Origin of the sequence: Haloarcula sp. 1CSR25-25, from assembly GCF_032027985.1 — an archaeon.
Lineage (GTDB): Archaea > Halobacteriota > Halobacteria > Halobacteriales > Haloarculaceae > Haloarcula.
On sequence record NZ_JAHYBW010000007.1, the window covers coordinates 118,875 to 137,266 of the forward strand.

15 protein-coding genes are annotated in these 18,392 nt (G+C 54.2%); 8 read left to right on the forward strand and 7 right to left on the reverse strand.

The window, feature by feature from the left end:
• Positions 1–26: 26 nt before the first annotated feature.
• Together KZ498_RS18395 and KZ498_RS18400 are read left to right on the forward strand one after the other, a co-directional pair.
• Positions 27–1,472 carry a ribonuclease H-like domain-containing protein gene (locus tag KZ498_RS18395; RefSeq protein WP_312620703.1) on the forward strand — a complete coding sequence of 482 codons (1,446 nt, stop codon included), beginning with the start codon at positions 27–29 and terminating at the stop codon, positions 1,470–1,472.
• A gap of 66 nt (positions 1,473–1,538) precedes the next feature.
• On the forward strand, positions 1,539–4,622 hold the full coding sequence (locus tag KZ498_RS18400) for a VWA domain-containing protein (RefSeq protein ID WP_312620704.1): 3,084 nt from the start codon (positions 1,539–1,541) through the stop codon (positions 4,620–4,622).
• A gap of 88 nt (positions 4,623–4,710) precedes the next feature.
• Here KZ498_RS18400 and KZ498_RS18405 read toward each other — a convergent pair whose 3' ends face one another.
• The 3 genes from KZ498_RS18405 to KZ498_RS18415 all read right to left on the reverse strand — a co-directional run bounded on the left by KZ498_RS18405 (position 4,711) and on the right by KZ498_RS18415 (position 10,412).
• Positions 4,711–8,412, reverse strand: coding sequence for a hypothetical protein (locus tag KZ498_RS18405; RefSeq protein ID WP_312620705.1), 3,702 nt, complete (start codon positions 8,410–8,412; stop codon positions 4,711–4,713).
• Between the two features lie 285 nt (positions 8,413–8,697).
• Positions 8,698–9,684: a zinc ribbon domain-containing protein gene (locus tag KZ498_RS18410; RefSeq protein WP_312620706.1), complete on the reverse strand. Its 987-nt coding sequence runs from the start codon at positions 9,682–9,684 to the stop codon at positions 8,698–8,700.
• Between the two features lie 260 nt (positions 9,685–9,944).
• Positions 9,945–10,412, reverse strand: coding sequence for a hypothetical protein (locus tag KZ498_RS18415; RefSeq protein ID WP_311173255.1), 468 nt, complete (start codon positions 10,410–10,412; stop codon positions 9,945–9,947).
• Positions 10,413–10,556: 144 nt separating this feature from the next.
• Between KZ498_RS18415 and KZ498_RS18420 the strand changes: the two genes are divergently transcribed.
• The 3 genes from KZ498_RS18420 (at position 10,557) to KZ498_RS18430 (ending at position 12,333) form a co-directional block, all read left to right on the forward strand.
• Entirely contained in the window at positions 10,557–11,333 is a 777-nt protein-coding gene (locus KZ498_RS18420) for a hypothetical protein (protein WP_312620709.1), read from the forward strand.
• 257 nt (positions 11,334–11,590) lie between these two features.
• Positions 11,591–11,962, forward strand: a complete 372-nt coding sequence (locus tag KZ498_RS18425) for a hypothetical protein (protein WP_311173253.1) — start codon at positions 11,591–11,593, stop codon at positions 11,960–11,962.
• A 14-nt stretch (positions 11,963–11,976) separates the two neighbouring features.
• The gene (locus KZ498_RS18430; RefSeq protein ID WP_311173252.1) at positions 11,977–12,333 is read left to right on the forward strand and encodes a hypothetical protein; all 357 of its coding nucleotides are present in this window, start codon (positions 11,977–11,979) and stop codon (positions 12,331–12,333) included.
• A 585-nt stretch (positions 12,334–12,918) separates the two neighbouring features.
• On the opposite strand, the gene KZ498_RS18435 is transcribed toward KZ498_RS18430, so the two are convergent.
• Positions 12,919–13,437, reverse strand: coding sequence for a winged helix-turn-helix domain-containing protein (locus tag KZ498_RS18435; protein ID WP_312620712.1), 519 nt, complete (start codon positions 13,435–13,437; stop codon positions 12,919–12,921).
• A gap of 138 nt (positions 13,438–13,575) precedes the next feature.
• Here KZ498_RS18435 and KZ498_RS18440 point away from each other — a divergent pair, with 138 nt between their 5' ends.
• Positions 13,576–14,385 carry a PD-(D/E)XK nuclease family protein gene (locus KZ498_RS18440; protein ID WP_311173250.1) on the forward strand — a complete coding sequence of 270 codons (810 nt, stop codon included), beginning with the start codon at positions 13,576–13,578 and terminating at the stop codon, positions 14,383–14,385.
• 74 nt (positions 14,386–14,459) lie between these two features.
• Here KZ498_RS18440 and KZ498_RS18445 read toward each other — a convergent pair whose 3' ends face one another.
• Complete coding sequence (locus KZ498_RS18445) at positions 14,460–15,020, reverse strand: TATA-box-binding protein (RefSeq protein ID WP_049984638.1); 561 nt, start codon at positions 15,018–15,020, stop codon at positions 14,460–14,462.
• A 78-nt stretch (positions 15,021–15,098) separates the two neighbouring features.
• Positions 15,099–15,266: a DNA-binding protein gene (locus tag KZ498_RS18450; protein ID WP_049984639.1), complete on the reverse strand. Its 168-nt coding sequence runs from the start codon at positions 15,264–15,266 to the stop codon at positions 15,099–15,101.
• A gap of 129 nt (positions 15,267–15,395) precedes the next feature.
• Between KZ498_RS18450 and KZ498_RS18455 the strand changes: the two genes are divergently transcribed.
• Both KZ498_RS18455 and KZ498_RS18460 read left to right on the forward strand, forming a co-directional pair.
• Positions 15,396–15,689, forward strand: a complete 294-nt coding sequence (locus KZ498_RS18455; RefSeq protein ID WP_049984640.1) for a PadR family transcriptional regulator — start codon at positions 15,396–15,398, stop codon at positions 15,687–15,689.
• A 66-nt stretch (positions 15,690–15,755) separates the two neighbouring features.
• Positions 15,756–16,658 carry a hypothetical protein gene (locus KZ498_RS18460; RefSeq protein WP_049984641.1) on the forward strand — a complete coding sequence of 301 codons (903 nt, stop codon included), beginning with the start codon at positions 15,756–15,758 and terminating at the stop codon, positions 16,656–16,658.
• Positions 16,659–16,853: 195 nt separating this feature from the next.
• Here KZ498_RS18460 and KZ498_RS18465 read toward each other — a convergent pair whose 3' ends face one another.
• Complete coding sequence (locus KZ498_RS18465; protein ID WP_049984642.1) at positions 16,854–18,014, reverse strand: restriction endonuclease; 1,161 nt, start codon at positions 18,012–18,014, stop codon at positions 16,854–16,856.
• Between the last annotated feature and the right edge of the window lie 378 nt (positions 18,015–18,392).

Genomic DNA, 18,392 nt, shown 5'->3' on the forward strand with positions numbered 1-18,392 from the left:
TACTACACCAACCACACTCATACAAAATGCCCCACATAATCGCCGTATCTGACTGGCGCTCCCAACCCATTGACGATCTCTACACCATTCTCGAAACTGTAGAACCAACTCCAGATCTACTACTGTATGCCGGCGATGACCTCTCCCGTTTCAAAAACGCCGATACTGATACAGATCATCTTGCAGAACTTGCTCGCCTCACGAAGCATCAACAATCACTCTATGTCCGAGGTAACGACGACTTTCCCCCGTCAACCGGTCCGCAATTCGATTCGGAATTTACCACCGACCTCCACAGGACACCATACACTCACGAGGATCTCGTGTTCATCGGCCAGGAAGGATCGACCCAGGGTCCTGGACTCATCACTTATTCCGAGGACGAGGTCCAACGACACCTTTCCGAACAACGCACCGCTTGTGAAGATAGAACCCCGATTCTTGTCACTCACACCCCTCCCTTCGGCATTCTCGATATCGGGAAGCGATTCGGGCAACAACATATCGGGTCGAAGGCCGTCAGGAGATTCTTAGACGACATCCAGCCCCCAGTCACCGTCTGCGGTCATTGTCATCAATTCGGAGGCAGGGCCGAAACCCTCGAGTACGGCACGGTGATCAATATTGCGTCACACGACGGAGTAGACGACCCAGGAAGATACGCACTCATCACCATCGACGCCTCGAACGAGTCAATCGAATACGAGTTCTACGACACTCACCATCTGCTAGGGAGCCGGCTGACTGATCTCGTCCAGGTCGGGAGAAACCGAGTGGAACAGTTCAGTGAGTTAGGGATCACTAGCCCAGATGAAATTACCGAAGAACGACGTGCCGAACTCGAAGCCCTCCCTGGAGCCTCGTCATGGCATGTGGACCGGTGGATTGCTCATCGACAGGCTTTCGAAAACGATGAGGTCGTGATTCTAAACAAGTCGGCCTTCGGCGACCTTCACGATACGAACCCTCTCCTCTTGGACATAGAAACGGACCTTCAGCAGGATCGGATCTGGCTGGTCGGCACCTACAGCTACCAGAACGATGCGTACCGACAACTCTTCGATCCGGACGACGAGTCAGCACTCCTTCAGGAGCTGTCTGAGTACCTTGATGATCATGGCTCCGAGCCAATCATCTACTACGGAGGGAACTACTTCGACGAACAGTGTCTAAGTCGAAGATTCGAAGAACACGGCATCACTAAGGGGGTCGACCATCTGGAGCGAGCACACGACCTCGGCATAACTGCACAACAGGAACTCTTCGGGCCCTTCAATCGGCATAAATTGGACGTCGTAGCGAGTGCACTCGGGTTTGAATATCAGGACCCGACCGTCGATGGATTTGTGGTCGGGAGCAAGTACACGCGATATCTCCTCGATGGCGAAGAACCAGACTGGAATCGACTCAAACAGTACAATAACGACGATGTGACTGCACTGAAAACCATCGTCGACCACATCAGGTCCTAGGTTTCTCACGCGCCACGACCCGTAGCCGCGTTCCTCTGACCACCGTTCCCTGAGGTGAATCCAATAATGTCGTCACTCACACCAGCGTCGAGCGGCGCTGAAACAGCGCGATCCGTTCTCCCCGATCGCCCGGCTCAGGCCCGGCGTTCCTCACAACGGACGCGCCGACTCACTGAGTACATCCAGGCTCACACCGGCAAAAACATCGAAGTCGTCCTCACATCACACGTCCAGACTGCGTGCGTTCTCCCGGCAGACGCCGATCGCTTAATCGACGCCGATGCGACCGACTTCGACCAGCAGGCCGCCCAGCAGCTCGTCGATGCCGTCGACGGCGACTACCTCGTTCTCATCTCCACCAATCCGGCAAATCTCGATAACCTCCCGCTCGACGACCAGCTCACGGCCGACCGCGCCCAGCAGTTCGGCCTCTCACTACACGAACTCGGCCACATCCGCTACACGAACATCTCGACGGTCGCCGACCACCTTGACGAGCGCGTCGACGAAGAGTATCAGGAGTTCGTCCACGGCCTCATCAACTACGCCGAGGACGCCGCGATCGAACACCAACTCCGAGCGGCACAAAGTCAGCTCGCCGCCGACCGCCTCGAGCTCGTCAACCGGAGTCTCACTCAGATGGCGAGCGATCTCCCCGACACCGCTACTATCACCTTCACCTACCGGGACGCGATCCAGTCCTACCTCTACGACCACGGCATCTACGACTCTGGGAAGAGTGACGTCCTCCTTGACCCGGACGACCTCCGGATCACCTTCCAGTCCCAGGATGACGCGGCGGCCTTCGCGCAGACACAGGACGCGCTCGATGACCTCCTTGCGACCGTCCTCAGTGAACCAGACTCCGTGAAGCGTGGAGATGCCGTGCTCGACTGCTGGGAACAGACTATCAAGCCGCTCCTCAACCAGATGGACGAGGACAACCACCAGCAGGGTCAAGAAGACGAAAACACCGCCGCAACGGGTGGAAGTAGTCCGAACACGCCCCCGTCGCCCTCTCAGTCCGACTCCTCGACGCCAGACGAGTGCGAACAGGGTGAGTTGATCGAACCGTCCGCTGACCCCGACACGGACGCAGAGGCACCCGATGAGTCGCCGGAGGATGCACCCAGTGGGGACGGCGCCGCAGACGCCGACCCGAGTGACGTCTCGGAGTCGCCAACCGGCGACAGTCCGGAGACGTCCGGAGATACTCCTAACGGCGAGCAGGGTGAGTCGCCCGCTGACCGCGACCCCTCGGAGGCATCGGGTGACGACGCTTCCGCGGAGCCGCCGGCGGACTTCGACCCAGAGAACGTCTCTCTCGAGCAGACTCAGGACGGGCACTCCGCAGACGTCCTCACCTACCCGGACATCGGGACGGCAGACACCGCTGACGAGCTCGCTCCCGACGACGTCGAGTCTACTGATGTCGACGGCGAAGCCGCGTCTGAGTCCGCGTCCGATGTGGAGTCCGATGCCGAGCCTAACCCCCAGGCCGAGTCGATGGACACTTCCCCGGACGAGGGCGAGAGCGACGATCCGTCGGACGAGTCGGGGACGGGTGCTGGCGGTGCAGACTCCGTGGACGGAGAACGTGACAGTGGTGTTGGAGCATCCAGCGGCGACGAACTTGAGTCCACGTCCGACGAGGTCGGAGAGCTGGCGGCCGAAGACAGCGGCATCGAGGAGCAGGGAGACGGAGAGGCCACCGAGGGCGCCGCAGACAGTAGCGGAGCATCCGATGCGTCGAGTGCCCCGTCGAACGGGCAGGCATCGCTTTCGGAATTCCTCGGCGGTGACCACACCGGACGCGACAGCGATGAGGCCGCGAGTACCGACGAGGAGGCGACCCCAGATGGCTCAGATACCTCAGATACGTCCGACACTACCGGTGGAGACACAGATGGCGCAGGAGCGCCCGACGACCGCGCTGACGGCGTTCCATTCGGAGACGATGGAGTGGCCGGAGACGCGGCTGGCGGCCCGGACGGTGGCGACACAGACGCCACGGAGAACGAAAGCACCGGCACGGCAGGTGAGGATGAAGCGGACATCGACTCAGACACGCTCGACGACCCCACCGATGACGGCACTGTGCAAAACGGCGAGATGGACAACACCGGCAAGCTGGCCGAGGAAGCCGCAGCGCCGCTCGCCGAGCCAGCGTACGATGATTCCCTCGACGAACGAGCCGACGCGCTCAGCACGGACCACGACGCCGCTCACGAGGAAGCTGACCGCGCCACTCCTGATCAGGACGCGCTCGAACGCGACCTCGAAGAAACCGTAGCCGCCCTCGAAGATCTCGCGAACGACGGCGACACCGACGAGAGCCCCGACACAACGACCGCACGGCGACGTGGCGGCGCCGGCGCAGGAAAGGGGTGTCTCGACTCGCTCTCGATCCTCCCACAGATCGGTGAGCAGGCACCTCCCGCGAGGTGGCAAGCCGCGACCGCGGGTGCAGACGCCGTCGGTGGCACCCTCCGGATGGCGCTCCGAGAGAGTCGCCGCGACCAGACCCGCAGCGGTGTCACCAGCGGGAGCTTCGACCGGCGCCGCGCTGGCGCCCTCGCCCGCGGCGACGTCGACGCCTTCAGCGTCCGCCAGCAGGGCGACGAGAAACAGTACGACCTCGTCCTCGTCCTCGACCGCTCCAGCTCGATGAGCAATCTCATCGACACTGCCGAAGACGCTGTTGCACGGTTCGCCCTCGCCTGTGAGGACCTCGGCATCAACGTCGCCATTATGGACTTCGTCCACGGGGACGCCCGCCTCATCAAACCATTCAGCGTCGAAACCGATCACGTCCAAGCGAGTCTGATGAGCGGCGAGACGGCTGGCGGGACACCTCTCACTGATGCTCTCGGACTCGCCCGCCGCCTCCTTGACCAGCGCCGCGACTCCCCCCTCGTCATCATCATCACAGATGGTAAACCCGGCTCCGCAGACGACTACCAGCAGGAGCTCCAGCAGACGTACGCGCCTGTTTGCGGACTCACGCTCGCTCTCGACACTCCCCACGGACAAGCTCCGGAGCGAGCGAAGGATGTCGAGCAGTTCTACGACCGCCACCTCTACGTCCACGACACCAACGACCTCGACCGCCGCCTAGACCAGTTCGCCGTGATGTTCGACGGCCTCTAACGATGAGCACCGACACCGCTTCATCCATCGTGGATATCCTTCATCGGGTATCGAGCTGGATTAGCATCACAGAAGACTCCCGGAAAGGTTATAGAAATCGCTCAACCTCACGAATTTCCTGCGATATCCATCGGCGAACGTTTTGGTCCGAAGATTTCGAACGCAACTGCTGTAATTTATCTCGACGACTTCGGAATATGTTATTCCCCCACCTTCCACCTTGTTCTATGGCGTTCAAATCCTCAACAACGTCATCGATATCCCCATAACGAATGAGTATTTCGTGAGCTAAATTCCACCATCCGTCGTGTTCCATTGGAGGTATACAACGTGCTAGTTGTGGACCACGTTCTTCCGGGTTCACATCAACCCAATCCCATAAGACAGATCCAGGAACTAACAGAATAGCAGGATCATCTGAATCTATTCCAGTTCCCGCTAACCAAGCTTCTATTCTAACTCGGCTGGAGTCAGTGTCGAATCCATCCACAACTAGCTCCCAGGCCTTCTCCGGATCTTCTTCCAACAATGGTCGTAAGACGATGTCAAGGATATCTCGGATTCCGGCGATGCTTCCCTTCGTTCCCAATGAACCAATGATTGGACCAGCGATGTCATATCCGTTAGTTATATCTTGTTCAATTGTCATTTCTGCTAATTGTTCCCACTCGATCCAGTGCCCGCCCACGGCCACCTCAGATTTCTTATTGACGAGACTGGGGTGAGTGAGTGCCTGTATAATTAAATCTTCATTGATACTCGGAGCCTCATCCCGCCTATAGAAGTCTTCCGCCAAATTGACCAATATCGCAATTGCTTCACCTGAATCTTTATCGATCAAGTAAGATCCGATCTCTAAGAACATTTCCTCAGATAGTTTTCCACTTCGCGCAATAGTCTCGATCTGGCTGATCTTACGGAGTGGAATATCACCATTTTGGACAGTATCTAAAATCATTTCAGCTGCTTCGTCCGATGGGTCTGCTCTGCGAACTAAGAAGGGGAAGAAGTTGATGAGATGCTGATCATCTATCATTCGATCAAAAACGTTATTGGGGGCTTCCTCGCAGGAATCTACCACTTCGTATAGGTAGCTTCCAAATAGCCTACACGAGGCATCTGGTTCGACCGAATGTAAACCGGATAGGAGGACATCAATAAGTTCGAGATCGTTGTCTCGCTTTGCCAGTTCCCGACCAAGGTCTCCAGCATTTTCAGAAGAGGCTTCGTGCATCCATTCTAACTCATCGGTGATGAGGGCCGGATTTTCCGTGATCTCCTCGGCAAGAGAGGCAATCCTCCTCTCGGTTATTTCTTCACGCTCTTCGGAACGATCTACCAAGTTATAGCCTGCTACGTATCGTTTAAGCTTCGTGTGGAAATCGCGGTTTGTGATCTCTTTTTCGAACTCCTCCCAAGATTCGCGGAGCTCTATCGGATATTCATCTGCGTCATAATGGACAATCCCACTTGTGGCGGAGATCACGTCGTTCGCGTCCACGTCCTTGTGGTCCAGCAAATTACGAAACGTATCCTGAATAATGGGGGTGAGGTCCTCGCTCTCAGCCAGCTTCCGGCAATTGTTCAAGAGAATATCTAGTGCCTTCTCAAAGTGCTTTTCTTGGAACCGTCCGAGGTTCCTTTCTACTAGCTTCCATACTTCTCTAAAATATTCGATTCTCTGTTCATTATTTTTGGGTATCCACAAGTCTGGTGCTGGCTTGGCACCTTGTCGGTGGGGTATTCCACCACCCCTACTGCCTCTAATCGACAATATTTGCTCGGCTGCCTCTAATCCCACCCTGTGTTTTTCGGAGTCCCTCGAAGTTAGCAAATCCTCCAAAAGCTGGTATCGATCCATTGGAGCAACCTCGGTTGGAGCGTATGGGCCATAGTGTGGCGAAAATAAATCCGCGAACAATCCTGTAGAGTTGTTTACATATTTGTCATCATTCTCAGCCTCGGCCAACTTCTTGAGGAGTAGAGCTGCACCAAAGAAATGCGTCTCCCAAACCGCAATTCGACGCAGGCTTTCCAGGATAGGTCTCCGTCCCTCAATATTCTCCAATTCTTCACGCTCCATCGGTCCCAAGAACCTTTCTAGTATCTCTAAAGCTTCTCCCGGAGTCACTTCGGCAAGACCTCGGAAGACTGGCCCAATGTTCGCTTTGAATCCAGAGCTCCCAAACCACTCTGTTCTGAGGAGTGTTATTGTGGACCACTCCACCGCTTGGTCTATGGTGTTGGCATAGGGAATTCTCTCAGCAAAGCTCCACAACAGCCTCGGCGGACAACTCTCATGGAATATTGAATCAAGAATCGAAGCATCCCTTTCAAGCGCAGATCTCATCAGGTAGGTTGCCAATGGAATCGTTCGCAGCGAGAGTACGTCGTCACCGCTTAGCACACCCCGATTCTTTTCATACTGAACAACTTCAGAAATGACCTCATCGGAGTAATCAGATTTCAGATTAAACGCTCGGACAATCCACTCTCGATGGCTCTCGTTATCTGACCAATTAATCCGGTCAAAGAATGCAAAGGGCGTCAAGATCCGCTTTACAGCTCTGAGCTCAGGCGCATCTTGCTCGTCCCCCACCAGTAGACGGTCAAAGATCGTCGAATCAGAGACTTCAACGACGCTCTCTTCCGTATCATCTCTGGTGTACCGCTCCGCTAAAAGCAATGCCATCTCAGGGTACCCGTCCGCAATTGTTGCGAAGCGGTCCACGGTGTGGCTTGGTACCTCTGGATACTCATTTTCTAAAATCTCCCTCAAATCATCCTTTTGCAACCGATCAATCGTCAAAGTAAGATCAGAAGCGACCTTGCTTCGGTCAGTCGAGATTGTGATCAATGCCAATCGATCGTAGGAACCGTACCTATTGTTGAAGGCCCGGTGCTGTTCTCTTGAACAGTTATCGAGGATAATGATTGCTTGCCGACTCTCATCCATCTCCAGGGTCGTCGCTAACTCGCATCCTTCAAAGTCATCTGCGTCTTCGTAGATAACCCGATTCGAAAATTGTTCGTGATTTACAGACTCGTATACTAAGCGGGTTTTCCCCAACCCAGAGGTTCCTCGGACTCTGCAAACTGGGCACTTGTCAATGTCTTCAAACTCATCCGTTCTTTTGAGAAGGGATCTTAGCTTCTCCTTGGCTTCTCTTCGATCATCGGTTTCGACAAAGGTTTCTGGAACTCGATTAGATCTCCGTTCAGACCAAGTCCCAATATCAATACCGCCCCCCTCAATAGAAGTGTATTTGAAAATGAGGCCGGGGAACTGATTGGCAAATTCGACCAATTGGTTGGTGGCGAAAAGCTGTACATTCCCCTTGTCATAGCCCTTCTCACTGAGCTGGTTTTCAATCGCCGAGATGCGTTCATCCCTCTCTTCAGAGGTCAGTTGAGAGAACGTGACGAATACATAATTCCCACCAGAAGACACGACATCCTTCACATATGATTTAATCTGACCATCACTATTCAACAATTCATTTTGACAATCTGACGTTGATGGCTTGCTGCCAGTTTTTATTTGGTATCCGGTTCTTCCCTCCGGAATTAGATTTGTTTTGTCAGCAGTGGTCACTTCTACCTCAAATTCATTTTCTGCCTCAGCGTCAATTCCTCCATCTGACGTGTAGATATTTAGATTCACGTGGGTCTCCGATTGAATTCCCGCATCGGGCGCAGAAGCCCAGATTAGATCACGAAAGAATTTGACTGCTTGCTTCGGTTCAAATGATAAAATATCCTCATCCACCAGCTCGATCCCTTGTCTCATTGTAGATAGAAAACGGAGTTTGAGGTATAACATTACCGCCGCATCATTCTTCTTTTAGACCGATACGTAGTACTTGGGTTTGGCCTCTACATATCAACTCGGTCATCGGTTTACGGAGTGCTGAAATCACCGTAGACCTGATTGTTGGTAGCCAAATGACTCGATCATCTACAAGTCATCGTTATTAGGTTATTTATCGGTAGGGAATCTGATACATCGTATTCTCTCCGAGATATGGGCGACATTGGGCTTGTCGCTCATTTGACCCCGCGGTCAACCATTGACCTACTGAACGGGCGCGGTATTCTCACACGCCCGGTCACTACCTGCCGTCTTCTCATAGTACCCTGAGCACCCCCAGAACTGGCGGTTCTCCCCTTTCGGAGATTGGAGCACCATGGGCCGACCACAATCCGAGCAGACCTTTAGTTCGTCCTGCGTTGCCACCGCGTTCTCAAGTTTCTCACGGAGATTCTGTGGCCACGTCTGTATCCGATACGTCCGCTTCGGTTTCCGCAGCGGCCGCCACGTCGGCTCCTCGCCGGCGTCGGCCACGTTCAGCAGGAGGACTGACTTTATCGCGTCTGAACCAGCTTCACGACTCGCGTTGTCTTCGCGGTCGATCGACGAGTATACCCGCAGGCACTTCTCCCCGTCATCCAGAATCGATTCGTACACCCATTCGTCCGTCCAGCCGTACGTTTTCCACTCAAAATCGACGCTGACACCCTCAAGGAACGTCTCGAACTCGCGACGTGTGATCGGGCGATACGTCTGCGCCGAATCATCCGAGTCGTACTCCTCAACCATCGTGTCCGTACCCACTCCATCGCCCGCCGTTGCCGACCGTTCGGTCGAACCATCGTTTGACGAGCCGTCTATCGTCTCGACTGAGTCTGCGGTGTCTCCTGGTGACTCCGCACCCGGCCACACGACATCGCGGAAGACGCTTGCCTCCGAGTCATAATCAGCGACGATCTGCACGGCACCGACATCTTGGAGCTGCTCGCGAACGCGATCTGGGAGAGATGCATATGCGGACTCAGACACCGGGTAGCTCTTGATCGGGAGCGAAACGACGTCGAAGACAGTCAGTTCACGATGCGAAGCGTCTCCGAAGCGCATCAGATAGCCGGTCTGGCTCGATAGTTGCGTGCGCGATTCGCGTAACGCCTCGGCAATTCCCGGTCGCTGTTCTGAGTCTACCTCCGCAGTCGCGAACAGTGTAATGACATCGTACTCTATCCCTCCCCGCGTGCTGTCCGGTGGCATAACTCATCAGCCTTATTCAGATAGTGCTGTCCCCTTGCTTAACACTCTTACTCTGAACAGAGGGTGGAGTAGAACCATCCCTATGCCACCGAAGTGAGAAATTACGCATTATTCGAGACAAGTCAAGTATGATGAAAAAGCGATCGATCTCAAGAACTACGTACTGAATACAAGTTGCGAATATAACATCTAACCGGTACTGAGATCAGCGGGTCCTGCGGAGATGACGGGCCCCACTACAACCGAGCATCTAATACATTCTATGTATCCTCACCTCCGGCGAGTTCTGTATGTAGTGGTTCGTACTTCTCTCGCCACACCTCGCAGTCGTCATACGCACCAGTCTGCCACGAGATCACTAGAATATCATTGATTCGGTCGTCTGCCTCCATATCTGCTAAAAGATTATCCGATGGTCGAATCACGACTGCTGGACCAGTCTCATACGACGTGGAGTAGTTTTTGTGCTCTGTAATAAGGTACACTTTGTTACCGTCGATCTCAGCCAAGTGGTTTTCTCTTAATGTATCTCCGATGCCTTCCAGTGCCTTGCCTACTGAATCCTGAATGTACTTTTTCGCGTCTATTCCTATAAACCCAGTATCGGATTCACCATTTTCGATTTCTTGTAAAAGCCACTTGACTCCCGCTCTTATGGCCCTGATCTCCGACTCCTCGCCGCGATCCAGGTTGAAAATATACCGGCTTTGTCCTTCTTCAGAGGTCATACAGCGAAAATGTCTCGGCATCTAAATCAACTTTATTACTATCCTGATGCCTGTGTCTATTCTACCGTTATGTTTTGCATCGAAAAGAAACTCGTTCCGGATTGATGGTGGCAGAGGTATTGGACTGTATCACGCTTCCTTGGGTTGGTTGTCTCAGTCTCAGGTTTTTATGCTATTATTCCTATTCAGTCTGGTGGAAATAGGCTTACTGCGACCAGTATCTTCGCATCGCTTATCCTGACGTTCGCTCTCATCGTCGTCTATCAAGGCCTCGGTAGAATCCAGCAGGATCAACTCAATGAAATGAAGAGCCAAAGAGGACTCCAGGAAGATGTTGTAGATATTCAAGAGCAGCAGGCGGAGATAATGGAGCAGCAAGAAGAGTGGATGGAAGCAGGTTACCGCCCTCACGTCACCATCGAACGATGGCAAGCGCGCGACAACGAGATGCCTTTCTATCTACGAAATGTGGGGAATGGTCCGGCAACGAACCTAGTTGCTCGTATTGTGATGTACGCGAATTGGCCACCCGAGGAGCCAATTATCGAGGGGAGCGTGCGGTTGAGCCCAGAGAACCCTAATAACGGAGCCATCAAAACCGGTGTACTTCAATCGGATAGCGAACCACGTCCATTCACCGGCGAACTACTATTCCACGGAGAAATCAAGTCGAACAACATTCTCTCGTCAGATTTCCCTTCGATTGCTGCCAAAATGGTTGAATCAGACTTCAAGACAATTGCGTATTGGGTATTCTTCGAATATCAGATGATCAATGGAGAACACGTTCGAAACAAACTGTGGGAAGCTGAATCAGAACTCAGTGAGGGAATGACGCTTGAGGATCTGATTGACGAATCTTTCAAAAAGAAGATAGATTTCGACTATATACTTCCTTATATTCTAGACCCAGAGGACTGAAGATTATGGTTGAGTCTTGTTGCTATCTCTTACTGGCCATCCATTACGTGTTGACAACCGTCTCGAAGACGCTACTTCTGGCCGTCCTCGATACCGATTGTGAGAATATATGGTCGAGTTTCTCCCCCACAACTGCATTAATGAGTAGGCCAAAACACACCTCTCCTCGGATTTCTCCTCGTCCACACTGAATCGCCCGGTGCGATGAAACTATGTGCACACAGCCCTCGAAGAGGACCCTCTGCTACTGATCGACGATGGTCGGTACTGCGACCAACGTCGCCATCGACTCGAACGATCAGTCCCATCGCGTCGTCATCTGCGAATGGTCTGATCGTCCCCAGGTCGGCGTCGTCCACGAACAGCGCGTTGGCGCAGGCGACAACTGGCAGACAGCGGATCTCGAGGAAGTTCACCCACTCGTCCACCGAAGCACGACTACGCTCTGTACGTGGGTGAAAACACGCTACGACCGAGGGATCGCGATGGCGAGCTACCGGAGCGACACCGAGCATCGGGTCGTTATTCGCCCTATCGAACCCGGCGACGGCTTCGAGGTCGTTCACGAGCGCCGCGGGCCCAGGGAGGACACTTGGACGACCGTCGACGACCACCAAATCACCGCCTAACCACACACAGACAGATGCCACGAGACAGATTCATCGGCGATACCCCAAAGGACGCCCTCGAGGCGTTCATCGACGGGTGGTGTCGCGAGCACGAACGAGACAGCTACAGTTACGCGTACAAGCACAAGCGAATCACCGAGGATCCAGAGGATAAGCCGAACGCCGACGCGAAGTTCCGATTCACGCGAACAGAGACTTTCTACTCGCCGACCTATCGGACGTACAAAGGCTACATCTACGATACACACGACGGTCGGTACGCGGTCGAGCACTGGGACAGTCATGTCGATCGTAACACGCCGCCGCCGAAGCCGCCAGGGAAGACACCGGGTCGCCTTCGCGGGCGGCGACCGCGCGACACGCGATACTGATCGAGGCTGATATCATCGAGTTCGATACCGACGGCCAACGTAAAATCCCCCGCCTCAAGCACGAGATAGTCGTGGCCGAACCCATCGCGTAGCGACCTACGGACTCGGGCGAACGCTGTCAGGGAGACTCGGGACACGGTCGCGAAGCTCAGTGAGGCAGGTTTCGAGGATTGCCATCGGATTCGAATCTGTGAAGGATGCAGACTCACGGTGCGGTGCTGGCCACGCATCGTGGTCAACTTGGAAATGACTTGGGCCGAGCTTTTCGTGGGTTTTGTCCTGATGCCAGCCACATGACCACGGGGTCCCGGGTTCATTATACTGAATGCGGAACTCATCGCGCTTGGAATTGGGGCGCCACTCGAATTCAAGTGTCACGTCGCCAGCGTCCGTGTTCTGGTCAAAAAAGACCGCGCGATCGAGGGTCGCTACGAGACGGACTGGCCGCATCGGACTTGGTTTGGCTTCTACGGTCGTCACGCCAGCTTCCCGTTGAAGTCGATTTGTGACTCGTTTGTGGACCTCGTATCGGTGGAGATGCGTGTCTCCAGAAATCGGTGGATTTCCCATTTTACTGTCACCGAGTCAGTTGGCGGAGGCAATACGACTCTCACGAGTCGCCTCAATCGTATCATAGAGCTGAATCGCCTGCTTAATGAGCATCGCTTGGTGCTCATAGTAGTCCCAATCCTCCGCGTCGTGGCGCCGCTGCTGGCGTTCGGATGCCGGAAGATCATCACCGACGGTCGCCCGAAGTTCGTCAGCGGACTCCACATCGTACTCCTCTTTCCACTCGTCGATATCGTCCCGGATTGCATCTAGTTCAGCCGTGAGTTCGTCTTTTCGATGGTCGTTGACGAGGTCACGGATCTGATCGAAATACTGGGTGACTGGATCTGGATAGTAGCGGGTCTCGCGGCCCCGCTGGATCGTCGCGAGTTTATCCGCTTCGACCAGTTGCGTGAGATACTTTTCAGCCGTGTTTCGGGCAACATCAGCAGCCTCAGCTATCTCTCCCGCATTTTTTGGTTCACGAACCGTCATCGCAACCTCCCGAATCCGGACGACCTTTGCCGTGTGATCCGTGGTTCCAGAGTCGCTCATACACGTATTCGGATCTCCAGCACCATTACTGTTTTGAATCCTAGTTCAAAATATTGAATTAGTCTTGTTTTTCGCCCGCATACCGACGAACGGGCCTCGCATCCATCGCTGCGACGCCGTTCGAAGAGGAGATTCACTATGATCGACTTCGAGTCCGCAATCCAGTCAACACTCATCCAGCTCAACGACGAGCATAGCCACACCGAGCTCGACCCCTACACTTTCCACCCGAGTCAGCTCGCGAAGTGCCCCCGCCAATGCTACAACTCAAAACTCGGTCTTCTCGACCATACCGACGCGCTTGGCACCTTCCACACGGGAACCACTATCCACGAGTTTATGGAAAACGAGGTCATCCCAGACCTCGACGTCGAAACCCAGCGCGAAGTCGCAATCGAGATGGAGGTGGACGGGCTTACGATCATCGGCCATGCCGACCTGTACGAGCCCGGCACCAACACTGCCTACGACTACAAGTCGCGAGCCAACTGGTATCGGTTCAATCCACCCATCGAGCGCCATCTGGATCAGATCTATCTATATATGAAGGCGCTTGGCGCGTCTCAGGGTCAGATTGTGTACCTCGCGAAGTCCGATCTTGAGGTTCGGACGTGGCCACCGGCGAGTGCCGGCATTGATGCCTTCGGTCCCGACCCGGGGCGTGTCCAGGACCTTCTCGAGAAAGGTAAGCACATCGCCGCCACAATTATCGACGAGGGCTACCCGACGAGCAAAGAAGACATTCCCTTCAAGACGTGCGACTGCTGGCTCTGCGAGAAGGAATCCCTTCGCTTCGATCATATCCAAATGGATACCGACTCGACCGTAGCGCGCAACGCACTCGGAGTAGAAGGCGACGATACAACGGACTTCGAAGCGACTGAGGATGACAACAGCGGGGACGCTACAAGTAGTAGTGAAGTCTCCCAATCTCCTGCTGACGTCTGAACACTATCATCTACCGCCTTCATTCTCATCTGTCTCCGGCAAACCGCTTTGATGAATTCTATCGAGAACTCAGATTAGCTCAGTAACCCAAGATCGTTGAGCCGATCTTCGATGTTTACGAGGGCTTTTTCAGCGTCATCGAGTTGTGTTCCACCAGTGATGACGAGTTTCCCACTTCCAAAGAGGAGTGCGACCACGTCCGGGTCATCGAGTCGGTAGACAAGCCCGGGGAACTGTTCAGGTTCGTATTCGACGCTTTCGAGGCCCAGACCGATCGCGATCGCATTCAAATTGAGTGTGTGGTCGAGATCCCCACTCGAGACAATATTCTGAATTTCAATCTTCGGCGATGCTGCGACATCGACCCCCAACTCGCGGAGTTCGTCGAAGACGTGCTTAAGCGCAGTCGTCACGTCATCAACGCTGTTCGCTCCCGTACAGACGACTTTCCCCGAGCGGAAGATGAGTGCTGCGGCTTTTGGATCGTGCATCCGATACACGAGTCCCGGGAAGTTATCGGGGTCGTAGTCGGTCGCTCCTAAATCCCCAGAGAGCGTTTCGAGGTCGAGTTCTTGACCGATATCGGACGAGGCAACGACGTTCTCGACTTGAATTGACTCCGTTGTCATACTCATAGGGATATCTACCAGTCACGAGTGTCTTAAAAACAGGTGGGTGAATTCGAGCGATGGGGGTAGTACTTTCTGACCGAGCTAGAGGTCGCGGGGCTGGACAGTTTTCCGATCGTTTTCCTCGGCACGACGGGCTGCATCTTCGAGCACTTCAGTTACTTCGTCGTCCAGTGCTTCGTAGAAATCCGCCGAGACGTTGTGGTCGTTGAGTGCTTCTTTCACGGCCGATTTGACAATCAGGTCTGCCATACACTCAGGTTGTTCTCTCGTCCTCTGTATAAACATACAGATATCTGACTCGGTTCCTCTAGGAGTGTTCACGGCCACTTTCAGGGCAACAGACGTATTCAATAGCACTACGTATCAAGTAGTAGGACGATGCACGATCTGACTGGATTCCAACGGGACCTCCTGTACGTGATCGCTGGCCTTGATGAGCCCCACGGCCTCGCCATCAAGGAAGAACTCGAAAACTACTACGAGAAAGAGATCCATCACGGCCGACTCTACCCGAACCTCGACACGCTTGTTGAGAAAGGGCTTGTCGAGAAAGGAGAGAAAGATCGGCGAACGAATGTCTATACGCTTACGCGTCGTGGGCGTCGTGAAATCGAGGCTCGACGCGAGTGGGAGTACCAGTATGTCGAACCCGCAGAGTCAGCTCCTGCGTAGATACGCTTAAACAGTCAATCCGACTATCGAACGAAGTTTACTCCTCTCCACTATTATATCATTCAGATGGACGACGACGTGTTCTTCGAACAGCTACAGTCAATCTGTTCAGATGCTGTTGAGTCGTACCGGGCGGAGTACCCGGACGCACCACCCCTAACCGAGTCACTCCAACAGAATTCCGATGGCCCCCTCGCGAGCGAGGCTGACCTCCACGAACGGTTCGATGAACTCACGCGATTTTACGACGATCTTCTCGATGTCGATTCCACACAGTACCGCGAGATGTGGCGCAAGCATCTCGTTTACGACTGTTCGCGTAGGGAGCGTCTCGCACTCCTCACGAGCGATCTGCCGGCCTCATTGACGCTCGTGTTCATCGAAGGGCGATATTCCGCGCGGACGGGCAGAATCGGCGTGAGCCCAGGCCAGCTCCCCGAGACGACGGCGTACACGTATTTAGCGTCGGAGTTGTGCCACGCGTATCAGCACCAGTTTGACTCACCAACTTGGAAGCACCCATACTTGCAGGAAGGTTTCGAGCAGGCTGTGTCAGTCTGTACGCAAGCTCATTTCGCCACTGAGCTACAGTACGACTTCTTGGCTCATCTCGCGGAGAGACAGCATACGAAGACGCTCTTGGAGGGCGTCCTTGCCCACGGAACGCGTCGAGGCGGGATCACACCGGCAGCTGTTCGTGAACTCGGTGTTACCGACGAGGAGCTGGCTGCACTTCGATCTCATCGTTTGTGGCGACCTCTCGGATATCTTCGCCCTCGATACTGGTGGAGCGACGTTGCGTTCCTCCCTGAATACGCTCTCTTCGGCTCATTGCTCCTCGTGAGTGAGACAGCAGACGTTTCGGCTCCCTATGCCCGGGCGTTCCACGGCAACCACCCGTGGACATCAGCTATCGACGAAATCACTGCCTCAACGCCCGGCTGGCTCTGGCGCTTCTATCATCAATAACAACCATCCTGACGGACGAAGGCGAGTCTTCAGCTAGCTTATCGACCTGTTCAAGCTCCTACTCCTCGGGATCAGCGGCCGTCCTCAATAGGTTTCATCGTGGCGTAAGTCCGATGGGGACCATAGCGTGACTGATCGAGAAACCAATTACAGGAGAGCAATTATGCTCGACTCGCTCTGTTACTGTGGATACTGTTATCGGTATGGATTCCACTCGTAGACAGTTTCACCATCATCTGTCTCGGAGGCTTGATAATTGACTGAGTGGTCCCAGCCACCATGTCGCCAGAGCTGATCGAACGTCTTCCGCATCACATCCGGGACATCGACATCTGGATTGTCGATTTGGACGCGATTCAACCGTATCTCGTCCTTGGTGAAAGGTCGCACATTGCTGGGTGGTCGGTTTGATCCACTTGGTCGGGAAAGTGTGTACCCCTCGGCACCCAGTATGCTGACGTACACATAGTAGGGCGGGTAGATGTCTGCTTCGTCAAACGTCCCGAGAGCAGTGTGGACGAAGTTCGCTATGAGTCGATCAATAGACGTCCGGAGTTGGGGGTTGTCGCTGGGATACAGAGCTGTGAAGATACCTTCAGTCCACCCGTCCCGATGGATAGCAGTGTATCGCTCCCTCTCGGTGCCATCATGGAAGCGTCGATTATTTTCGGTGATCTTCACCTTCGGTCGTGTTACAGCGTATGCATCACGTTTTTCGAACTGAGGTGGGTGGGGGAGGTCGCCTGCATACCGGTCGTGATGGTCGTCAACGGCTTCCTGAGGAATGACATGGACGACAACCAAGGCTGGGTCCTCGACAATTGTCCCATCGGGAGCTTGTCGGCGCTTCACACGATCCAGCAAATCCTCATAGAGATCATCTACTTCTGACTCAATGTCTACGAACGGTCGATTGGGGTCGACACGGAGGTGTTCCCGGATCAGATCGTTGTTCTCACGATCGCCCACCAAGCTGTTCCGGATTTTCGAGAAGTCCCAAACCGTCGTGGGAATTCCCCATTCCTCGTGGAGCTCCTCTTCAACCCGATCCCGTTTGGTCGTACTGGGGTCTTGTGTTGTGGCGAAAATGTAGAAGTCAAAGTCACGATCGAAGTTCTCAACAGCTGTTTCGATGTCGTCGTGGGCTTTCCCGACCCAATTGTCCTTCTGCACGGAGCAATGAAGGATCCCGTCTCGGTCACCATCCACGAGGAAGGCGTCGCGACCGCCATCGGGACCGCTTGTCCCCGTTGGATCCACTGTGTATCCTTCCCGCTCCAATAAATCGTGCATCAACCGCTCAAACCGGTCACTGCCTACTGTTTGGAGAGCGACCTCAATTCGGCTGTTCGACATAGTTGTGTATACTCTTTGTTTTAGTTAGTTGTATTGACTTCTTTGAGGATATCGACTTGAACGCTGCTTTCGAGCTGAAGACGCCGTTATATCCTATTTGTGGGGCTATTGCATACACGGTATTCCCCTGCTGTAGCAACTCTTCTCGTTCAGTCGTACGAGGATGCTAACTCGGGATTCACCTATTTGTTCCATCGGTAGAAATTCCCAACCAATTGGAATTTCCAACCCGACCACTATTCACACACTCCATCCTTCCCCCCTCAGATACATCAGATATCGCAGTCACCACAGAGCCGTCACGTTGGGAACATCAGCAATCTCAGATATGGAAGATATATCAGTAAGGGAAGTCGGCCACCATTGAGCTATCTATCT